Annotated in this window: 17 protein-coding genes and 1 pseudogene; 13 read left to right on the forward strand and 5 right to left on the reverse strand. The window is 67.6% G+C overall.

Going from position 1 to position 18,407, the window contains the following annotated elements:
- From B551_RS09820 to B551_RS09835, 4 genes are all read right to left on the reverse strand, one after another.
- A partial coding sequence (locus tag B551_RS09820; RefSeq protein ID WP_157071951.1) for an oxygenase MpaB family protein occupies window positions 1-831 on the reverse strand: 831 nt, incomplete at its 3' end.
- An 86-nt stretch (window positions 832-917) separates the two neighbouring features.
- Window positions 918-1,940: a cytochrome d ubiquinol oxidase subunit II gene (locus tag B551_RS09825; protein WP_023263989.1), complete on the reverse strand. Its 1,023-nt coding sequence runs from the start codon at window positions 1,938-1,940 to the stop codon at window positions 918-920.
- Window positions 1,937-3,316 carry a cytochrome ubiquinol oxidase subunit I gene (locus tag B551_RS09830; protein ID WP_006577293.1) on the reverse strand — a complete coding sequence of 460 codons (1,380 nt, stop codon included), beginning with the start codon at window positions 3,314-3,316 and terminating at the stop codon, window positions 1,937-1,939. Before B551_RS09830 ends, B551_RS09825 begins: the two co-directional genes overlap by 4 nt.
- Before the next feature lie 6 nt (window positions 3,317-3,322).
- Window positions 3,323-3,919 carry a GbsR/MarR family transcriptional regulator gene (locus B551_RS09835; RefSeq protein ID WP_023263990.1) on the reverse strand — a complete coding sequence of 199 codons (597 nt, stop codon included), beginning with the start codon at window positions 3,917-3,919 and terminating at the stop codon, window positions 3,323-3,325.
- Between the two features lie 224 nt (window positions 3,920-4,143).
- Here B551_RS09835 and B551_RS09840 point away from each other — a divergent pair, with 224 nt between their 5' ends.
- From B551_RS09840 to B551_RS09880, 9 genes are all read left to right on the forward strand, one after another.
- The gene (locus B551_RS09840) at window positions 4,144-4,881 is read left to right on the forward strand and encodes a response regulator (protein ID WP_006577291.1); all 738 of its coding nucleotides are present in this window, start codon (window positions 4,144-4,146) and stop codon (window positions 4,879-4,881) included.
- On the forward strand, window positions 4,878-6,263 hold the full coding sequence (locus tag B551_RS09845; protein WP_006577290.1) for an ATP-binding protein: 1,386 nt from the start codon (window positions 4,878-4,880) through the stop codon (window positions 6,261-6,263). The genes B551_RS09840 and B551_RS09845 overlap by 4 nt, the downstream gene beginning before the upstream one ends.
- Before the next feature lie 284 nt (window positions 6,264-6,547).
- Window positions 6,548-8,824 carry a TonB-dependent siderophore receptor gene (locus B551_RS09850; protein ID WP_023263991.1) on the forward strand — a complete coding sequence of 759 codons (2,277 nt, stop codon included), beginning with the start codon at window positions 6,548-6,550 and terminating at the stop codon, window positions 8,822-8,824.
- Between the two features lie 204 nt (window positions 8,825-9,028).
- Complete coding sequence (locus B551_RS09855; RefSeq protein ID WP_006577287.1) at window positions 9,029-9,715, forward strand: Fe2+-dependent dioxygenase; 687 nt, start codon at window positions 9,029-9,031, stop codon at window positions 9,713-9,715.
- Window positions 9,712-10,803: an alpha-hydroxy acid oxidase gene (locus B551_RS09860; RefSeq protein ID WP_006577286.1), complete on the forward strand. Its 1,092-nt coding sequence runs from the start codon at window positions 9,712-9,714 to the stop codon at window positions 10,801-10,803. Before B551_RS09855 ends, B551_RS09860 begins: the two co-directional genes overlap by 4 nt.
- 135 nt (window positions 10,804-10,938) lie before the next feature.
- Window positions 10,939-11,493: a DUF2796 domain-containing protein gene (locus B551_RS09865; RefSeq protein WP_006577285.1), complete on the forward strand. Its 555-nt coding sequence runs from the start codon at window positions 10,939-10,941 to the stop codon at window positions 11,491-11,493.
- Window positions 11,494-11,498: 5 nt separating this feature from the next.
- Complete coding sequence (locus B551_RS09870; protein ID WP_006577283.1) at window positions 11,499-12,239, forward strand: ABC transporter ATP-binding protein; 741 nt, start codon at window positions 11,499-11,501, stop codon at window positions 12,237-12,239.
- Complete coding sequence (locus tag B551_RS09875; protein WP_023263993.1) at window positions 12,236-13,519, forward strand: FtsX-like permease family protein; 1,284 nt, start codon at window positions 12,236-12,238, stop codon at window positions 13,517-13,519. The genes B551_RS09870 and B551_RS09875 overlap by 4 nt, the downstream gene beginning before the upstream one ends.
- 3 nt (window positions 13,520-13,522) lie before the next feature.
- Complete coding sequence (locus B551_RS09880; RefSeq protein WP_023263994.1) at window positions 13,523-14,203, forward strand: DUF3299 domain-containing protein; 681 nt, start codon at window positions 13,523-13,525, stop codon at window positions 14,201-14,203.
- A 71-nt stretch (window positions 14,204-14,274) separates the two neighbouring features.
- Here B551_RS09880 and B551_RS09885 read toward each other — a convergent pair.
- Window positions 14,275-15,021 (reverse strand): annotated as a pseudogene (locus tag B551_RS09885) (cytochrome c biogenesis CcdA family protein); the annotation flags it as partial.
- A gap of 225 nt (window positions 15,022-15,246) precedes the next feature.
- On the opposite strand from B551_RS09885, the gene B551_RS09890 reads away from it, so the two are divergent.
- The 4 genes from B551_RS09890 to B551_RS09905 all read left to right on the forward strand — a co-directional run bounded on the left by B551_RS09890 (window position 15,247) and on the right by B551_RS09905 (window position 18,392).
- Complete coding sequence (locus B551_RS09890; RefSeq protein WP_006576750.1) at window positions 15,247-15,990, forward strand: response regulator; 744 nt, start codon at window positions 15,247-15,249, stop codon at window positions 15,988-15,990.
- Window positions 15,987-17,288: an ATP-binding protein gene (locus B551_RS09895; RefSeq protein WP_006576751.1), complete on the forward strand. Its 1,302-nt coding sequence runs from the start codon at window positions 15,987-15,989 to the stop codon at window positions 17,286-17,288. Before B551_RS09890 ends, B551_RS09895 begins: the two co-directional genes overlap by 4 nt.
- Window positions 17,289-17,531: 243 nt before the next feature.
- Window positions 17,532-17,882 carry a hypothetical protein gene (locus B551_RS09900; RefSeq protein WP_006576752.1) on the forward strand — a complete coding sequence of 117 codons (351 nt, stop codon included), beginning with the start codon at window positions 17,532-17,534 and terminating at the stop codon, window positions 17,880-17,882.
- A 93-nt stretch (window positions 17,883-17,975) separates the two neighbouring features.
- Window positions 17,976-18,392 carry an organic hydroperoxide resistance protein gene (locus B551_RS09905; RefSeq protein ID WP_006576753.1) on the forward strand — a complete coding sequence of 139 codons (417 nt, stop codon included), beginning with the start codon at window positions 17,976-17,978 and terminating at the stop codon, window positions 18,390-18,392.
- Window positions 18,393-18,407 lie beyond the last annotated feature (15 nt).

Raw genomic sequence — 18,407 nt, forward strand, 5'->3', positions numbered from 1 at the left:
TGCACTGATGCTGGCGCCGGCCAGTCCCAGCTCGCGCCGCACCCAGTCCGGCAGCAGCGCGATGCCGGCATCGGCCATGATGCGTACCGCCGGCACCAGCAGCGGATTGGCCACCGGCATCTGCATCACCAGCCGCACGACCTCATGGGTGCGTTCGGTCACCAGCAATTGCGGGCGCATCTTCTGCAGGTACGCCGCGATCTGGTCGCGAGAGCGCGGCACTTCGGTGGCGCCCAGCAGTTCGGCGATCAGCGCCACCTCGTCGTAGTAGCGATCCTGCTCGGCGGCGGACAGCGGACGGACATAGCGCAGGTAGGCGGCAAGGAAGCTCGACACCTCGGCCACGTGGACCCAGGTCAGCAGGGCGGGATCGCTGGCCGCATAGGGGCGGCCGTCGGGCGCGGTGCCGGTCACGCCGGTGTGGATGCGGCGCACCCGTTCGATCAGGCGCATCGCGTCGGCGCGGTTGCCATAGGTGGTGCCGGCAATGAACTGTGCGGTGCGGCCCAGCCGCCCCTGCATGTCGGTACGAAAGCTGGAGTGGTCCCAGACCCCGGCCAGCGCCAGCGGGTGCATCGTCTGCATCAGCAGCGCGCTGACACCGCCGGCGAGCATCGCGGGAAAGTCGCCATGCACGCGCCAGCAGACCGCATCGGGCCCGAACAGGCCCGGATCGCCCGGGGGATTGTCGTAGTCGAGCGTCAGGCCGGAGTTGCTGCGGGTCAGCGCGCGGACGTGCGCGCCGGCCTGTTCGCGCACGCGGCGGACCACACCGCCCGGGCGCGATGCCGCAGCGTTCAGCCCTTGCCTGCTTCCTTCACTGCCCTTCATGCCTGCCTGATCTCGTACCGCCTTCGGTGAAAGGCCAAATCGCCTTGATCGGCCTGAATCAGCCTGAAACAGCCTCCTGAATCAGCCTAATAGTAACGAAGGTCGGTGGCCTTGCCCCAGAACACGCGATAAGCGTAGATCGTGTAGCCGAGGATGGTGGGCAGCACGATGACCGCGCCGATCAGGATCACGGCCAGCGATTCCGGCGCGCTGGCGGCCTGCCAGATGTCGAGCTGGTCGACCACCAGGTAGGGGAACAGGCTGTAAGCCAGGCCGTTGAATGCCATCAGGAAGATCACCGCGGTGCCGACGAAGGGCACCCAGGCCAGGCGGTCGTTCCCCGCCCTCTGCAGCGGGCCCATGCGCCGCAGCAGCCGGTCGATCACCACGAACAGCGCGATCGTGATCAGCGGGATCGGCGCCAGCAGGATGATGTTCGGCAGCGAGAACCACTTGTCGAAGATCCGCTCGCTGATCAGCGGCGTCACCACCGAGATGGCGGCCACGCCCACGCCGGTCAGCCACAGGCTGCGCCGGGCCCAGTAAATGGCCCGCGCCTGCAGGCTGCCGGTGGTCTTCATGATCAGCCAGCTGGCGCCGAGCAGGCAGTAGCCCGCGACCAGGCACAGGCCCACCACCACCGCGAACAGCAGGTCGAGCCAGCCGTATTCGAAGCCGGTGATATAGAGGCCCAGCATCAGGCCCTGCGAGAACGAGGCCAGCAGCGAGCCGCCATAGAAGGCCCAGTTCCACCACGGCTTGTGGTGGGCGCGCGCCTTGACGCGGAAATCGAAGGCCACGCCGCGCAGGATCAGCCCGGCCAGCATCAGCGCGACCGGCAGGTACAGATTGGTCAGGATCACGCCGTGCGCCATCGGGAAGGCCGTCAGCAGCAGGCCGACGCCGAGCACCAGCCACGTTTCGTTGGCATCCCAGAAGGGTCCGATCGACGCGATCATCGTGTCCTTGTCGGCATCGTCGGCGCGCCGCAGCAGCACGCCGACGCCGAGGTCGTAGCCGTCCAGGATCACGTAGATCAGCATCGACAGCCCCATCAGGGCCAGGAAGACCAGCGGCATCCAGCCGGCGGGTTGGGTCAGGTCGGTCATTGCGCGCTCCGTGGCTTGCCGCCGATGACGGGTTGAGGGGTTTCGATTTCCGGTTCGTCGATGGCCGGATCGGTGCCGGCGCGGCGGGCCAGATAGAACACCACCGAGATATAGGCCGCGATCAGCAGCAGGTACAGCGACAGGTACATCAGCAGGGTCGAGCCGACCATCGTCGCCGGCACCTTCGAGGCGGCCTCCGCGGTGGTCAGCACGCCGTAGACCAGGTAGGGCTGGCGGCCGATCTCGGTGACATACCAGCCGGCGACCAGCGCGACCCAGCCCGAGAAGGTCATCGCCAGCAGCATGCGGGCCACGCCCCTGGACGGCTCGCCGCGGCGCTTGAACTGCCAGGCCGCCAGCCAGGAAACCAGCAGCATCAGCATGCCGACGCCGACCATGATGCGGAAGGCGAAGAACACCGGCGCCACGGGCGGATGCTTGCCGGGGAAGGCGTCGATGCCCTTGACCTCGCCATCGAAGGTGTGGGTCAGGTAGAAGGACGCCAGCTTCGGGATCGAGATTTCCCAGTCGGTGCTCTGGGTCACCGCATTGGGCCAGCCGAACAGCACGGCCGGGACGCTGGTGCCCGTGGTCCAGATGCCTTCCATCGCCGCGATCTTGGCCGGCTGGTGTTCCAGCGTATTGAGGCCATGCAGGTCGCCGACGACGATCTGCAGCGGGATCAGCACCGCCGCCACCATCACGCCGGTGCGCATGGTCGAGCGGACCTCCGGCGAGCGGTCGTTGCGCAGCCAGCGGTAGGCCGAGATGCCCGCCAGCAGGAACGACACCGTCAGGCCCGAGGCGATCAGCATATGGGTCAGGCGGAACGGGAACGACGGGTTGAAGATGACCTGCAGCCAGCTGACCACATGGGCCTTGCCGTCGATCATCTCGAACCCGGCGGGCGTCTGCATCCACGAGTTCAGCGCCAGGATCCAGAACGCCGACAGCGTGGTGCCGCCGGCAACCAGCAGCGTGGCGATGGTATGGGTGCGATTGCTGACCCGGCGCATGCCGAACAGCATGATGCCGAGGAAGGTCGCCTCCAGGAAGAACGCGGTCAGCACCTCGTAGGCCAGCAGCGGGCCGGCGATATTGCCGACCGTCTCCATATAGCCCGGCCAGTTGGTGCCGAACTGGAAGCTCATCGTGATGCCGCTGACCACGCCCAGCGCGAAGGTCAGCGCGAACACCTTGACCCAGAAGCGATAGGCCGCCATCCATCGTTCGTCGCCGGTCTTGCCGTAGCGCAGCTTGAAGAACAGCAGCACCCAGCCGAGCGCGATGCTGATGGTGGGGAACAGGATGTGGAAGGTGATATTGGCGGCGAACTGGATCCGCGCCAGCAGGATCGGGTCGAGCGACGACAACATGGGGCACTACTCCTTCTTGGTGCGAGCCGGCTTGCGCTTGCCTTCGGCGGGTTTGCCGCCGACGGCCCCGGATAGCTTGTCCTTCACTTCCAGCAGCTTAGTCACGCGGGAGCCCAGTCGCATTAATTTTTCCAAAGTGGCGATATCAAGCTTTTGCATATCGTTGAACCAGCCCGTCACCAGCAGGATCAGCTCGTACATCTCCTGCATGCGCCGCTGGGCATGCTTGTCGTCGGGATCGGACGGCGTTTCGAGCTGAACTTCCCGCAACATTGACAAAGTCGGGTCGATCTCCCGGCGGCGGCGTTCTTCGGCCAGGGTCCGGAAAATGGCCCAGACATCGTCCGGCGCCGAGAAGTACTCGCGCCGGTCGCCCGGCTGGTGCGAAAGCCGTACCAGGTTCCACGACTCCAGTTCCTTCAGCCCGATGCTGACGTTGGAGCGCGAGAAACCCAGCGACTCGGCGATCTCATCGGCATTGAGCGGGCGGGCCGCGGTAAACAGCAGCGCGTAGATCTGGCCGACGGTGCGGTTGATGCCCCAGCGGCTTCCCATTTCGCCGAAATGAAGGACGAAGCGCTGGATCAGGGGCGATAGTTGCATGTTTGTCTGTTTTGAATTTTCAGTAATTTTTGAAAGTTTAGAACGAAACGTCGATGCTGGGCAAGCGAGGACGCCGGAGTGCGACCGGGTGTCGCACTCGTTGCCGAACCGAGTGCCGCAGCTGGGTGCCGCAGCCGGGTGCCGCAGCCCGTTGCCGAGCCGCCAGGCCGCCTCACGGTAAAATACGATAACGATTCTCGTTTATTGATGGCAGTGTGAGCACAATGGACCCCCGTCCCAGCATCCTGATCGTCGACGATCACAAGGACATACGTGATCCCTTGTCGACTTACATCAGGCGCTTCGATTTCGATGTAGAGGCCGTGGCCGACGGCAAGGCGATGCGCCAGCGCCTGGAAGCGCGCCGCTACAGCCTGATCATCCTGGACATCATGCTGCCGGGCGAGGACGGGCTGTCGCTGTGCCGTTACGTGTCCGAGCATGTGGGAACGCCGGTGATCCTGTTGACCGCGATGACCGAGCAGGCCGACCGCATCGCCGGTCTGGAGATCGGCGCGGCGGATTATGTGGTCAAGCCCTTCGACCCTCGCGAGCTGGTGGCCCGCATCCGCAGCGTGCTGCGACGCAACCGCGTGCCGGAGGCGCGCGAGCCGGCGGACGTGCCGGCGCCCAGGGAATACCGCTTTACGTTCTGCGGCTGGACCTTCGATACCAGGACGCGGGCGCTGCGCAATCCGCGCGACGAGGAGGTGCCGCTGAGCACCGCCGAGTTTCATCTGCTGCGCGCGTTGGTCGAGAACGCCAACCGCGTGCTGAGCCGCAGCCAGCTGCTCGACATGACGCAGCGCTCCGGCACGATGACGTTCGACCGCAGCATCGACAGCCAGGTCAGCCGCCTGCGCAAGAAACTGGAACCCGATCCGCGCCATCCCGGCATGCTGAAGACCGTTCGCGGCGACGGCTATCTGTTGGCGACCAAGGTCTCGGTGCTGCCGTCATGAAATGGCTCCCGCGCAGCCTGTCGGGCCAGCTGGTGGCCCTGTGGCTGCTGGCGATGCTCGCCGCGCATGTGTTCGCCGTGGTCGCGCTGTCGTGGTGGCGCGCGGACAATGCCACACTCCATCCGCTGTCGGTGCGGACCATCGAGACGCGCATCCTTTCGGCCTACCGGCTGGCCGGCCGGCCTGCCGATGCGGATGCGCTGCTGCAAGACATCAGCCTGCCCGATTCGACGTTCCGCCTCGCGGCGCACGCCTTGCCGGACCCGTACGGGATGGGCGAGCAGGAGCGGGCCATCGCGCAGCGGCTGCGCAGCCAGCTGGACCTTGCGGATAACGTGCCGATCCACGTGCGCCTGCAGCAGGCCGAACCGGAGCGGGGCGGCCAACGCGGCGGCAACTGGCTGGAGCGCGCGTTCAGCGGCACCCATGCGCTGGCGCTGGACATTGAGGTCCAGTTGCCGAATGGACGCTGGCTGCGCAGCCGGCACTGGCCGACGATGGTCCCGGCGCACTGGTCCCGTGTCCTGAGCTTTTCGCTGCTGGTCGGCATGCTGCCGACGGCGTTGATCGCGCTGTTGTTCGGGCGTCGGATCATGCGGCCGTTGCGGCTGCTGACCGAGGCGTCCAGGCGCGTCAGCCGCGGCGAGCGCGTCATCCTGCCCGCGCCCGGCGGGCTCAGCGGCGTGCGCGAGATCACCCGGGCGTTCAACGACATGCAGGAAAGCCTGACCCGCTTCGTCAACGGGAGGACGCAGATGTTCGCCGCAATCGGACACGATCTGCGCACGCCGCTGACCTCGCTGCGGATCCGGGCCGAGCTGATCGACGACGGCGAGCTGCGCGACGCGATGGTCAAGACGCTGGACGACATGAGCGTGATGGTCGAGGGCGCGCTGCAGTTCGCGCGCGACGATGCGTTGCAGGAGCCGACCCAGGACGTCAGGCTCGACGAGTTGATCCAGGAAATCGTCGATCAGCAGACGATCCAGGGGCGCGCGGTGCGCTGCGAGGTGCGCTGCGACATGCGGCCCGATCCGGACCTGTTCTATCGTTGCCGCCCCGTCCATCTGAAGCGCGGGCTGAGCAATATCATCGACAATGCCGCGCGCTACGGCGAGGTCGGCATCCGCGTCGTGGCCGACAGGATCCGGCATAGGCTGCGGATCGAAGTCGACGACAAGGGCCCGGGCATCGACCCCGACCATCTCGAACGGGTATTCGAGCCGTTCACGCGCCTTGATGCCGCGCGCAGCTCCGACACCGGCGGTCTCGGTCTTGGGCTGGCGATCGCCCGTTCGTGCATCCGCGCCCACGGCGGCGATGTCACGCTGCACAACCGGGCGGAGGGCGGCCTGCGGGCCGTCATCGAGCTGCCGAACTAGGCGGTGGGGTCCAGGCGTCGGCGGCGGGCGCGAGCCGCGCGACTGGCGCGGACCCGATTGTGGCGAAATGTGTCAACGAATGCGCATTGCAATAGTCCGCCACACATCAACAAACACCGGCAACATCAAATAGTAATCATTCGCATTTTGACGGGTGCCGATGCCTGCCGTTCTCTGGCGAGCGTCGAAATGCGGTGTTCACCTCTTTGATGGGGAGGGTGCTTGTTGTTTCCAGCGAAGGCTCGGCAGCACGTCAGGTCCGTTGTCCTTCTCTGGAGTCCTCCGTGCAGCAAAGAAAAATAGCGAACGCCATCCGCCTGCTGGTGTCAGGCGCTTCCGCGGGTCTGGTGATCTCTGTCTCGACGATGCCGCTCGCCGCCCATGCCCAGGCAGCCGCCGGCGAGGGCACGGGGAGCGGACGCGCCAGCACGGGCGGCAACGTGCTGCCCCAGGTAACCGTCTCCGGCGACGCGATCCAGAACACCAATGACGCCCCGCTTGGCATTTCACGGCTGCCGGACACGGTCCGCGAAACGCCGAAGACGATCAACGTGGTGCCGCAGGAGGTCATCGAGCAGCAGCACGCCACCTCGCTCGAGCAGATCCTGAAGAACGTGCCGGGCATCACGATCTCGACCGGCGAGGGCAACGGCGGCCAGAGCGGCGACCAGTTCCGCATCCGTGGCCTGTCCGCCAAGGGCGACATCTATGTCGACGGCCTGCGCGATTTCGGCGCCTACAAGCGCGATGCGTTCAACACGGAAAGCGTCGAGGTCATCAAGGGACCTTCCGGCGAGAGCTTCGGCGTGGGCAATGTCGGTGGCCTGATCAACCAGACCACCAAGAAGGCGAACCTGCATACCAGCACCAGCATCGACCAGGGTTTCGCCACCGAAGACACCTATCGCACCACGGTCGACAGCAACTTCCGCCTGAACGACACCTCGGCGCTGCGCATCAACGGCATGTTCCAGAACGGCCGCGTGGCCGACCGCGCCCACGTCGGCGACGATCGCCGCGGCCTGGCGATCGATTTCGGCACCGGCTTGGGCACCAGCACCGAGTGGCACCTGAACTATTCGTACCTGCGCCGCACCGGCGCGCCGGACTTCGGCGTGCCGGTCGCGCAGGGCGCCGATGGCATCTACCGTCCGCTGACCGAGTACGGCGTGCCGGGCATCTTGTCGTCGACCTCGTACGTGCGCAATACCGACCGCGACAGGACCGACGCGCACGTGGTGTCGTCGAACTTCAAGACGAAGCTCGACAACGGCATCACGATCAGCAACGACACCCGCTTCAGCTACTACGAGCGCGACTTCTCGGCGACCAATCCGGCCGCGGTCAGCTATGCCAATCTCCAGCGTCTGCTGGCCGGGGGCAACGTTCCCGTGTCGTACGGCGCCGGCGGCGGCATGACCTATCTGCAGCGCGGCTGGGGCATCCAGAACGTGCTGAGCGCCAAGGGCGAGTTTATGACCAGCAGCCTGCGCCACAAGGCGATGGTGGGGCTCGATACGATCTACCAGCGCGACCATCGCAGCATGGGCAGCTGGACCGGCCGCAACAACAACCAGACCGTCGTCAATCCGGTGTTCGACAACAGCCCGAACGCGACGGTGGCGTACGCCAACACGCGCGACGCCAATGCGACCAATGTCGGCGTGTTCATCAACGACCGCGTCTGGCTCAACGACAAGTTCTCGCTGCTCGGCAGCCTGCGCTGGGACTACTTCCAGAGCGAGTTCTCGACCAGTGCCTCGACGCTGGGCGGCAAGGCGGACTCGAAGAAGCTGAGCCCGTCGATCAGCGCGATCTGGGAGCCGACCAGGGACACGATGTTCTACACGTCGTTCTCGCGTACCTACCGGCCCGTGGGCACCGATATCGCGGTGGCGGTCGGCGGCGTGGCATCGGAAGTGCCGCAGAACGGCGTCGGCAACGAGCCCGAGCGTTCGGACACCATCGAGGTCGGTGCCAAGGTGGACTTCCTCGACAAGCGTCTGGGCCTCACCGGCGCGATCTTCCAGACGAAGAAGGCCAACGCCTACACGGTCGATCCGGTGACCGGCGACATCACCAACGGCTTCTCCGATTCGGGCGAGGGCCGCAAGATCCGCGGCGTCGAGGTGGGCTTGAGCGGCCGCATCGTCGGCGGCTGGACCGCCAATGTCGCCTATGCCTACCTGAGCGGCGAGGTGACTTCGGCCACCAATGGCGCCATCGTCGGCAATGCGGCGCCGGGCGTGTCGCGCCACAACGTCACGCTGTGGACCGCCTATGACATCCCGCACACGCTGCTGCCGGTGCCGGGCAAGCTGACCATCGGCGGCGGCCTGCAGTACGCCACCGGCTACTGGGCCGATTCGGCGAACACGGCCAAGATGCCGGACAACTTCTCGCTGGACGCGATGATCGCGTACAAGGTCGGCAAGTACCGGATCTCGCTGAACGGCTACAACCTGACGGACCATCTGAACTACCAGTCCTCGTTCGGCGCCGTGCGTGCGGTGCCGACCTCGCGCAGGACGTTCCTGCTGAACGTCGGCATGACGTTCTAAGCGGAGACGAAGGGGCGGTGCCCCCGAACACCCGTCACGTCGTTCCCCGCACGCGGGAACCCAGCGTCTTTCAAAGCCACTGGGTCCCCGCCTGCGCGGGGACGACGTGTTGGCTGGCGAAGCGGAGCCGCTAGAATTGCGAAATTCCGCTGCCTTTGCGCCGCTCCTTGCGCCGCTTTTTGCGCCACTCCCGCCAACCTTGCCATGCTGGTCCAGATCCCCGACGTCCTGACCCCCGAAGAAATCCGGTACTGCCGCGAACGCGTCGAGCGCTCGCAATGGGTCGACGGGCGCGTGACCGCCGGCGACCTGGCGGCGCAATCGAAGTACAACCTGCAGATTCCGGTCGACAGCGCCGAGGCGCGCGAGCTGGGCGAGCTGGTGTTGACCGCATTGGGCCGCAACCCCACCTATCATTCGGCCGCGCTGCCGCTGCGCGTGATGCCGCCGATGTTCAATCGCTACGACAGCGCGATGAATTTCGGCACGCACGTGGACAACGCGATCCGCACCGTGCCGGGCACGGGCGGCATGCGCATTCGGGCCGATGTCTCCAGCACGCTGTTCCTGTCCGATCCCGACGAGTACGAAGGCGGCGAGCTGGTGATCCAGGACCTCTACGGTTCGCACACCGTCAAGCTGCCGGCCGGCCATCTGGTGGTCTATCCCGCGTCGTCGTTGCACAGGGTGACCCCGGTGACCAAGGGCTCGCGCTGGGCCTCGTTCTTCTGGGCGCAGTCGATGGTCAAGGACGACGGCCAGCGGCGCATGCTGTACGAGCTCGATCTCGCGATCATCGAGATCCGCAAGCAGCTGGGCGACGACAAGGACGCCGTGTTGGCCCTGGTCAATCACTATCACAACCTGCTGCGTCGCTGGGCCGAGCTGTGACGCGCTGGCAGATCCCCGCGGATACCGTCTCGCTGCGCGATTACGAGCGCCGCTTCCACGAACGGGTGGAGCCGGGCGTGCGCGCCTATGTCGCGGGCGCCGCCGCGGACGGCATCACGCAGCGCGAGAACGGCGCCGCGTTCGAGCGGCTGCGGCTGATGCCGAGCGCGCTGGTCGACATGTCGCACGCCTCGGCACGGCGCACGTTGTTCGGCGAGGCGCTCGACTACCCGATCCTGATCGCGCCGACGGCCTTCCATCGGCTGGTGCATCCGGACGGCGAACTGGCGACGGTGCACGCCGCATCGCTGACGCGCACGTGGATGACGGTCAGCACGCAGGCCAGCGTGACGCTCGAGGCGATCGCGCGGGCCTCGACGGTGCCGCTGTGGTTCCAGCTGTATCTTCAGCCGCGGCCGCAGGATACGGCCGACCTGGTGCGCCGCGCCGAGCAGGCCGGATACAGGGCCATTGTCGTGACCATCGACGCCGCCGTCAGCGGCGTCCGCAATATCGAGCAGCGCGCGGGCTTCCGGCTGCCGGACGATGTCGGGGCGGTCAATCTGGCGGGCTATCCGCCGGTCGAGCCGGTCAGCGCCAGCCACGGCAGCCCGGTCTTCCGCGGCATGCTGAAGAACGCGCCGACATGGCGCGATATCGAGACGCTGTGTGGTCAGACGTCGCTGCCGGTGCTGGTCAAGGGCCTGCTCAATCCGAACGATGTCGAGCCGGCCCTGAACGCCGGGGTCGCCGGCATCGTCGTCTCCAACCATGGCGGACGCACGCTGGACACCGTACCGGCGACGATCGATTGCCTGCCCGCCGTCGCGGCGCAAGTCGGTGGCAGGGTGCCGGTCTTGCTGGATGGCGGCATCCGGCGCGGAACGGATATCGTCAAGGCGATCGCGCTGGGCGCGACCGCCGTGATGCTCGGGCAACCGGTGCTTCATGCGCTGGCGGTGGGCGGCATGCCTGGCGTCGCGCATATGCTGACGCTGCTGCAGACCGAGCTGGAAATCGCGATGGCGCTGGCCGGCTGCCCCACGTTGGACGCGATCGATGGGTCCGTTCTGGCGCGCTCGCGATAGCCGTGCCGGCCGGCGCGGTGCGCAGGGCCTCTACTGATAATAAGTTATCATTTGCCGATCCCGGCGCGCCGCCCGGTGTGTTGTCTTTGATCCTGTCCGTTGAGCGGGCAGCCTTCGCAGAAGGACGATCGACTCATGTATTCGCGACTCTCCCCACTGTTTGCCATCGCCGTCTTCGCTGCCTGCATCGCCGGTCGGGCGCAGGCCGCCGAGCCGCATGTCCATGGGCAAGCGACGCTCGATGTCGCGGTGGAAGGCCAGGTGCTGTCCATCGCGCTCGCATCGCCGCTCGACAATGTATTCGGCTTCGAGCGCCTGCCGCGCACCGACGCCGAACGGGCGAAGGTCCGTCAGGCCATTGCCGGCCTGCGCGACGGTGCGGCGTTGTTCCGGCCTTCCCCGGAGGCCGACTGCCGGCTCGAAGCCGCGCAGGTGCAATTCGGCGCGCTGCACCACGGCCTGACCGGCGAGGGAGAAGCGCCGCGCGGCCAGCCGCAGGCCGAGCATCAGCACGCGGATCTCGATGCGGACTACCGCTTCCGCTGCGCCCGGCCCGAGGCGTTGCGTTCTGTCGACGTACGCGTGTTCCGCCTGTTTCCGGGCGTCAGCCGGATTGCCGTCCAGCTTGCCACCGACACGCGCCAGTCTGGCGCGACGCTGACGCCGGCACAGCCGCGCCTGCGCTGGTGAGGGCGATGGCGCAGGCGATGGCGGAGGCGATGGCACAGGTGCCGCACGAAGAGCCGCTGGTCGTGGCGAGGAATGTCGACTTTCGCTGGCCCGGTCGCGACGGCGGCGCGCTGTCGCTGCCTGCCTTCGAACTGGCTCGCGGCGAGCATCTGTTTGTCTCCGGCCCCAGCGGCAGCGGCAAGACCACGCTGCTGTCGCTGCTGGCCGGCGTGGTGGCGCCGCGTCAGGGCTCGATCCGGATCGCCGGTACCGATCTGACGACGCTGCCATCCGCCGGACGCGACCGCTTTCGCGCCGACCACATCGGCATCATCTTCCAGCAGCTGAATCTGCTGCCCTATCTGTCCGTGCTCGACAACGTGCTGTTGCCGTGCCGCTTCTCCGCGAGCCGCAAGACGCGCGCCCGCGAGCAGGCCGGTGGAGCGGTCGAAGCGGCCGGCATGCTGCTGGAACGGCTCGATATGCCGGCCAGCCTGTGGCGACGCCCCGCGGCGGAGCTGTCAGTGGGGCAGCAGCAGCGGGTCGCCGCGGCGCGCGCGCTGCTGGGGCGGCCCGAACTGATCCTGGCGGACGAGCCCACGTCCTCGCTCGATGCCGCCCGGCAGGCCGCGTTCATGACGCTGCTGCAGCGGGAGTGCCGCGCGTCCGGCGCCGGGCTGGTGATGGTCAGCCACGATGAGCGGCTGGCGTCCGGCTTCGACCGGCGCTTCACGATGCCGGCCGCGCGCGAAGAGGAGCCGGCATGATCGCGCTGATGTCGATTGCCGCGCGCAGCGCGTGGAACCGCCGCTTCAACCTGGTCTGGATGGTGATTGCGATCGCGCTGTCGACGGCGCTGCTGCTCGGCATCGAGCGGGTCCGGCATCAGGTGCGCGCCAGCTTCGCGCAGTCGGTGTCGGGCACGGATCTGATCGTCGGCGCCCGCACCAGCCCGATCCAGCTGGTGCTGTACGCGGTCTTCCGGCTCGGCGGCGCGACCAACAACATCGGTTGGGGCAGCGTGCAACGCCTTGCCGCCCACCCGCAGGTCGCATGGACGATCCCGCTTTCGCTGGGCGATTCGCATCGCGGCTTTCCGGTGCTGGCGACCACGGCCGGGTATTTCGAGCATTTCCGCCATGGCGATGGCCGCGCGCTGCGGCTCGCGCAGGGACGCCCCTTCGACGACAGGATCGATGGCATGTTCGACGCGGTGCTCGGCGCCGAGGTCGCCCGCCGCCTGGACTATCGCATCGGAGACAGAATCGTGCTGACCCATGGCGATGCGGCGGCCCCGGGCGCGCTGCGTCTCGAGCACGGGGACAAGCCGTTTACCGTGGTCGGTATCCTGGCGCCGACCGGAACGCCGGTCGATCGCACCATCCATATCGGCCTGGAGGCGATGCAGGCGATCCATCTCGATTTCCAGGGCGGTACACGCGTGCCCGGCGCGTCGATCGCGCCCGAGCACCTGCGCCGCTTCGATCTGACGCCCGACAGCGTCACCGCGGTGCTGGTCGGCCTGAAGCTGCGCTCGCGCGTCTTCGCGCTGCAGCGGGAGATCGCCCAGGACACGCGCGAGCCGTTGATGGCGGTGCTGCCGGGCGTGGCGCTCGACGCGCTGTGGGACCTCGTCGATATCGCCGGCAATGCGCTGCGCGCCGTGTCGGCGCTGGTCGCGGTGATCGGGCTGGCCGGACTGGCGTCGTCGATCCTGGCCGCGCTCGGCGAGCGGCGGCGCGAACTGGCGATCCTGCGGGCGGCCGGGGCGCGGCCGCGCGATATCCTGGCCCTGCTGGCGATCGAAGGCATGATGCTGATGCTGGCCGGCGTCGCCGCGGGCGTGGCGCTGCTGTCGCTGAGCAGCGCGCTGCTCGCGGGCTGGCTGGAGGCGCGCCTGGGCGTGGCGCTGCCGGTATCGTGGCCCAGTCTCGCGGAACTGCCGCTGCTGGCCGCGCTGGTCGTGGCCGGGTTTGCGGCAAGCCTGCTGCCGGCATGGCGGGCCTACCGCCTGAGCCTGGCGGACGGGCTCAATCCGAGGACATGAAAGATGACTAGGCAAACGCCAGGCAATCCGCGGCGCCGCAAGTGGCTGCTCGCGGCAGGCGGCGCGTTGGGGGTGGCGGGCCTGAGCACGGCGGGGCTCTGGTGGATCCGCGGCCGCGGCGACTCGGCCGGATCGTCGTCGACCGCGCGGCGCAAATACGCGATCGGCGAAACGCTGGAGCGCGAGACGCCGCCCACGGCTCCCGCGCCCACGACCTATCGCGAGATCGAATGGGACGCGCTGCTGCCGAAAGGATGGGATCCGCTCGCGCCGCTGAAGGGCCTGGACCTGGCACAGATGGAAGATGGCGATCCCCGGGCGCAGGCAGCGCTGGAGAAGGCCAAACAATACTGGCAGGAAGCGCCGGTCGAACCTTCCCTCGATGGTTCGCCGGTACGGCTGCCGGGCTTCGTCGTCTCGTTGGGCGGCGAGGGCGAGGCGATCCGCGAATTCCTGCTGGTGCCGTATTTCGGCGCCTGCATCCACGTGCCGCCGCCGCCCGCCAATCAGGTCGTCCACGTCCAGGCGAAGGCGCCGCTGCAGGGTACCCGCACGATGGATACCGTGTGGATCGAGGGCGTGCTGCGCGTCGAGCGTGCCGAGACGGCGATGGGCGACAGCGGCTATGCGATGCGCGACGCGCGCGTCGAGCCTTATGTGGAGCCGCGGCGCGAGCGTCCGTGATCCGACGCTGATCGCCCAATGCGCGCGCCGCGGTTCCGGGTCAAGCCCTAGTGCGCGCGAGTCGGCAGTCCCACCGCATCGACCAGCACCTGCTCGAGCCATGCCGGGCCGTTGGTCGACAGGCGGGCGAGCAGCCCCGTATCCGCCCCGGTACCGATCGCCAGCACGCCGCCCAGCACGGCCAGGCCCAGCGCGCGGCGCAGCCATTCGGTCGCACCCATCGAACGCTTCATGGCGGTTAGCACGCGGCCGCCGATGCCCAGCGCAGCCGCCAGCGAGGTCGCCGCCCCCGCGGCGTAGGCCAGCAACGCCAGCGACGTCGACACGCTCGCGCCGTTCAGCGCCGCACCGGTCAGCACCAGTCCAAGGATCGGGCCGGCGCACGGGGCCCACAGCATGCCGGTGGCGGCGCCAAGGCCCAGCGAGCCCCATATGGTGCCGGCGCTGCCACCACCACCCCTGCCGCTGCCGCTGCCATTGCCATTGCCACTACCGTCGGCCAGGCGGTTGCCGAGCGTCACCAGCGGACGGGCCAGCGCATCGGCCAGGCGGGGCAGCAGCAGCGACAGGCCGAACACCGCAAGCAGCACCAGGGCCGCGATGCGCCCGTACTCGTTGGCCTGAACAACCCAGGCACCGCCGGCGGAGGCCAGCGTCACCACGGCGGCAAAGGTCAGCGCCATGCCGGCGAGCATCGGCAGCGTGCCGCGCAGGAACGGCTGTCCGGACCGGCTCAGCACAAAGGGCAGCACCGGCAGGATGCAGGGGCTCAGGATGGTCAGGGCGCCGCCAAGGTAGGCGAGAATCAGCAGGGTCATGATCGTGTCTCCAGACAAAGGGTTGGCTTGCCCTCGATCAGACCCGGCTGGCGTCGCTGCGATGTGTCATCGAGCGGCGAGTTTGTACCGCAGTGTGGGGTCTTGCCGGCCAGATACATTGCGATACACGCGGATTTGCCGTCCCCATACAATGCCGGGGCGGCAGGCATGGCGGTACGCCCTGTCGCGCACAGCTTGCTCTCCTTCAACCTGCCGGTGACAACAATGGACGCACACGTCGACCATATCCTCATCGTCGATGACGACCGGGAAATCCGGGAACTGGTCTCGACCTATCTGACCAAGAACGGTCTGCGCGTGACGGTGGCGCCCGACGGCCGCCATATGCGCGCCTTCCTGGACGCCAATACCGTCGACCTGATCGTGCTCGACGTGATGTTGCCCGGCGACGATGGCCTGGTGCTGTGCCGCGAGCTGCGCGCCGGCAAGCACAAGTCCACGCCGGTGCTGATGCTGACCGCGCGCGACGACGAGACCGACCGCATCATCGGCCTTGAAATGGGCGCCGACGACTACCTTGCCAAGCCGTTTGCCGCGCGCGAACTGCTGGCCCGTATCAAGGCGGTGCTGCGCCGTACCCGCATGCTGCCGCCCAATCTGCAGATCACCGAGGCAGGGCAGATCCTCGCCTTCGGCACGTGGCAGCTCGATACCACCGCGCGCCATCTGATCGACGCCGAGGGCACCATTGTCGCGTTGAGCGGCGCGGAATACCGGCTGCTGCGCGTGTTCGTCGACCACCCGCAGCGCGTGCTCAATCGCGACCAGCTGCTGAACCTGACCCAGGGGAGGGAGGCCGAGATGTTCGAGCGCTCGATCGACTTGCTGGTCAGCCGCCTGCGCCAGCGCCTGAACGACGATGCGCGCGAGCCGAGCTATATCAAGACCGTGCGTAGCGAGGGCTATGTCTTTGCCTCGCCGGTGGAAATCCGCGAGGCCCGGCAGTGAACGCGCCCCGCTGGGCGTGGCCGCGCACGCTGCGATCGCGCCTGTTCCTGATCCTGCTGACCGGCCTGGTCGTCGCCCACGGCCTGTCGTTCGCGGTGCTGTTCTCCGAGCGGTATATGTCGGCCCGGCAGGTGATGCTTGGCACGCTGGAGACCGACGTGGCCACGTCGATTGCCATCCTCGACCGCCTGCCGGCGGCGGAGCGGCCGCAGTGGCTGCCGCGCGTCAATCGCGGCAACTATCAGTACATCCTCGGCGAGGGTCTCCCCGGCGTGCCCGAGATGACGGCCCGCGGCAGGGATATCGCCGAACGGATCACCGAAGCGAGCGGAGGCCGCTTTCCGGTGCGGGTGGAATCGATCCCCGGCGACGGCAAGCGCGTGCAGGCCCATCTGACGCTGAGCGACGGCAGTCCGCTGACCATCGACGTGCATCCGCGCATGACGCCGATCGCGCAATGGCTGCCCTATGTGCTGATCCTGCAGCTGCTGTTGCTGATCCTGTGTTGCTGGTTCGCCGTGCGGCTGGCCATACGGCCGCTGGTCGCGCTCGGCGATGCCGCGGACGCACTCGATCCCAACACCCAATCGGCGCCGCTCGACGAGAGCGGCCCCACCGAACTGGCCCGCGCCGCGCGCGCATTCAATGCGATGCGGGGCCGCATCGCGCGCTTTGTCGAAGAACGGGTGCAGATCCTCGCCGCGATCTCGCACGATCTGCAGACGCCGATCACACGGATGAAGCTGCGTGCCGAAATGGCCGACGACTCGGACGACAAGCGCAAGATGCTGAACGACCTGTCCGAGATCCAGACGCTGGTCCAGGAAGGGCTGGCGTACGCCCGCAGTGCGCACGGCGATGGCGAGAAGCCGTCGCGGATCGACCTGGGCTCCTTTGTCGAGAGCCTGGCCTACGACTATCAGGACACCGGCAAGGCCGTCACGATGCTGCAGAACGCCGGCGGAGCCATCGTCACGCGGCCGCATGCATTGCGGCGCGTGCTGACCAACCTGATCGACAACGCGCTGAAGTTCGGTGGGTCGGCGGAACTGAGCGTGCGCCGGGACGGGGACACGGTGGCCATCGAGGTGCTCGATCGCGGCACCGGTATTCCGGACGACCAGCTCGAGGCCGTGCTCAAGCCCTTCGTGCGCCTGGAGCAGTCGCGCAGCCGGGAAACCGGCGGTACCGGCCTGGGCCTGGCGATCGCCCACGAGCTGACGGCGGCCATCGGCGGCACGCTGACGCTGCGCAATCGGGAGGGGGGCGGCCTGGCGGCCGAAGTCAAGCTGGGCTGACGTAACGGTCCCTTCTTCCTGCGACATCGGCTCCTCGGGGCCGATTTTTTTTGCCCGCTTTGTATGCCTTTGTATCTCGCGTCCGCGGCGATACGCACCCAGACAAAAACGGCCCTTGCCCGCTACGGGCGCGATACGTCGGTCGCCTTAAATGGCATCCGTGGCCCGGCGCTGAACGACAACGAAGCGATCCGGACCGCGCGATACCAACCCGCAACGCAATCTCTTTCAAAGGAAACCATCATGACCGCCCAATTCGCCAAGCGCTTTGTTTTTGCCCTGTCGCTCGCCGCCGCTGCCGCCGGCGCGCAAGCCGCCAGCTTCGCCCAGCCCGGTGCGCGGGACCCCTACACCGAGGGCGCCCGCTCGGTGGCCGATGCTCGCGACCCGTACAGCAGCGGCGCCCGCTCGGCGCAGGAGCCGCGCAGCGTCTACAGCGACGGCGCGCGCCAGACCGATCCGTACAGCGACGGTGCCCGCCAGTTCGACCCGTACAGCGACGGCGCTCGTACGCTGGCCGGACAGGACCGTACCGGCGTCTCGGCCGAACCTGCGCGCAGCGCCGACCCGTATCTGGACGGCGCCTACGCCTGACCGCCCGGCCCGCGAAATCACCATCATCGAACGCAACCCATTGATCGAATCAGCGAGGGAACCCGAATGACCCAAACGTCCCAAACAACCCAGATGGCCCGGATCGACAAGGTGCTGTACACCGGCAAGACCCGCACCACCGGCGGACGCGACGGCGAGGCGCACAGCGACGACGGCCGGTTGAACATCAAGCTGTCACCGCCGGGAAGCAAGGGCGCCGGCACCAACCCGGAGCAGCTGTTCGCCGCGGGCTGGTCGGCCTGCTTCATCGGCGCGCTGGGCAAGGCCGCCAGCAAGCTGAACGTCGCGCTGCCGTCCGCCCCGTCGGTCGACGCCGAGGTCGACCTGGCGATGGCCGGCCAGGCCTTCCTGCTGCAGGCCCGACTGCACGTGCATATCCCCGGGGTGGACAGCGAAGTGGGGCGGGCCCTGGTCGAGACCGCGCACGGCATTTGCCCGTACTCGAAGGCAACGCGCGGAAACATCCACGTGGAGACCGTGCTGGTCTGAGCGTGCAAGGGCCCG

The organism is Cupriavidus sp. HPC(L) (genome assembly GCF_000307735.3).
GTDB lineage: Bacteria > Pseudomonadota > Gammaproteobacteria > Burkholderiales > Burkholderiaceae > Cupriavidus.

Bases quoted from the DNA above. Each gene is read 5' to 3' on its own strand.
- B551_RS09900 (WP_006576752.1), top strand. From the start codon at position 17,532: ATGACCGCCCAATTCGCCAAGCGCTTTGTTTTTGCCCTGTCGCTCGCC.
- B551_RS09825 (WP_023263989.1), bottom strand. From the start codon at position 1,940: ATGACCGACCTGACCCAACCCGCCGGCTGGATGCCGCTGGTCTTCCTG.
- B551_RS09840 (WP_006577291.1), top strand. From the start codon at position 4,144: ATGGACCCCCGTCCCAGCATCCTGATCGTCGACGATCACAAGGACATA.
- B551_RS09875 (WP_023263993.1), top strand. From the start codon at position 12,236: ATGATCGCGCTGATGTCGATTGCCGCGCGCAGCGCGTGGAACCGCCGC.
- B551_RS09845 (WP_006577290.1), top strand. From the start codon at position 4,878: ATGAAATGGCTCCCGCGCAGCCTGTCGGGCCAGCTGGTGGCCCTGTGG.
- B551_RS09865 (WP_006577285.1), top strand. From the start codon at position 10,939: ATGTATTCGCGACTCTCCCCACTGTTTGCCATCGCCGTCTTCGCTGCC.
- B551_RS09905 (WP_006576753.1), top strand. From the start codon at position 17,976: ATGGCCCGGATCGACAAGGTGCTGTACACCGGCAAGACCCGCACCACC.
- B551_RS09855 (WP_006577287.1), top strand. From the start codon at position 9,029: ATGCTGGTCCAGATCCCCGACGTCCTGACCCCCGAAGAAATCCGGTAC.
- B551_RS09880 (WP_023263994.1), top strand. From the start codon at position 13,523: ATGACTAGGCAAACGCCAGGCAATCCGCGGCGCCGCAAGTGGCTGCTC.
- B551_RS09835 (WP_023263990.1), bottom strand. From the start codon at position 3,919: ATGCAACTATCGCCCCTGATCCAGCGCTTCGTCCTTCATTTCGGCGAA.
- B551_RS09890 (WP_006576750.1), top strand. From the start codon at position 15,247: ATGGACGCACACGTCGACCATATCCTCATCGTCGATGACGACCGGGAA.
- B551_RS09830 (WP_006577293.1), bottom strand. From the start codon at position 3,316: ATGTTGTCGTCGCTCGACCCGATCCTGCTGGCGCGGATCCAGTTCGCC.
- B551_RS09870 (WP_006577283.1), top strand. From the start codon at position 11,499: ATGGCGCAGGCGATGGCGGAGGCGATGGCACAGGTGCCGCACGAAGAG.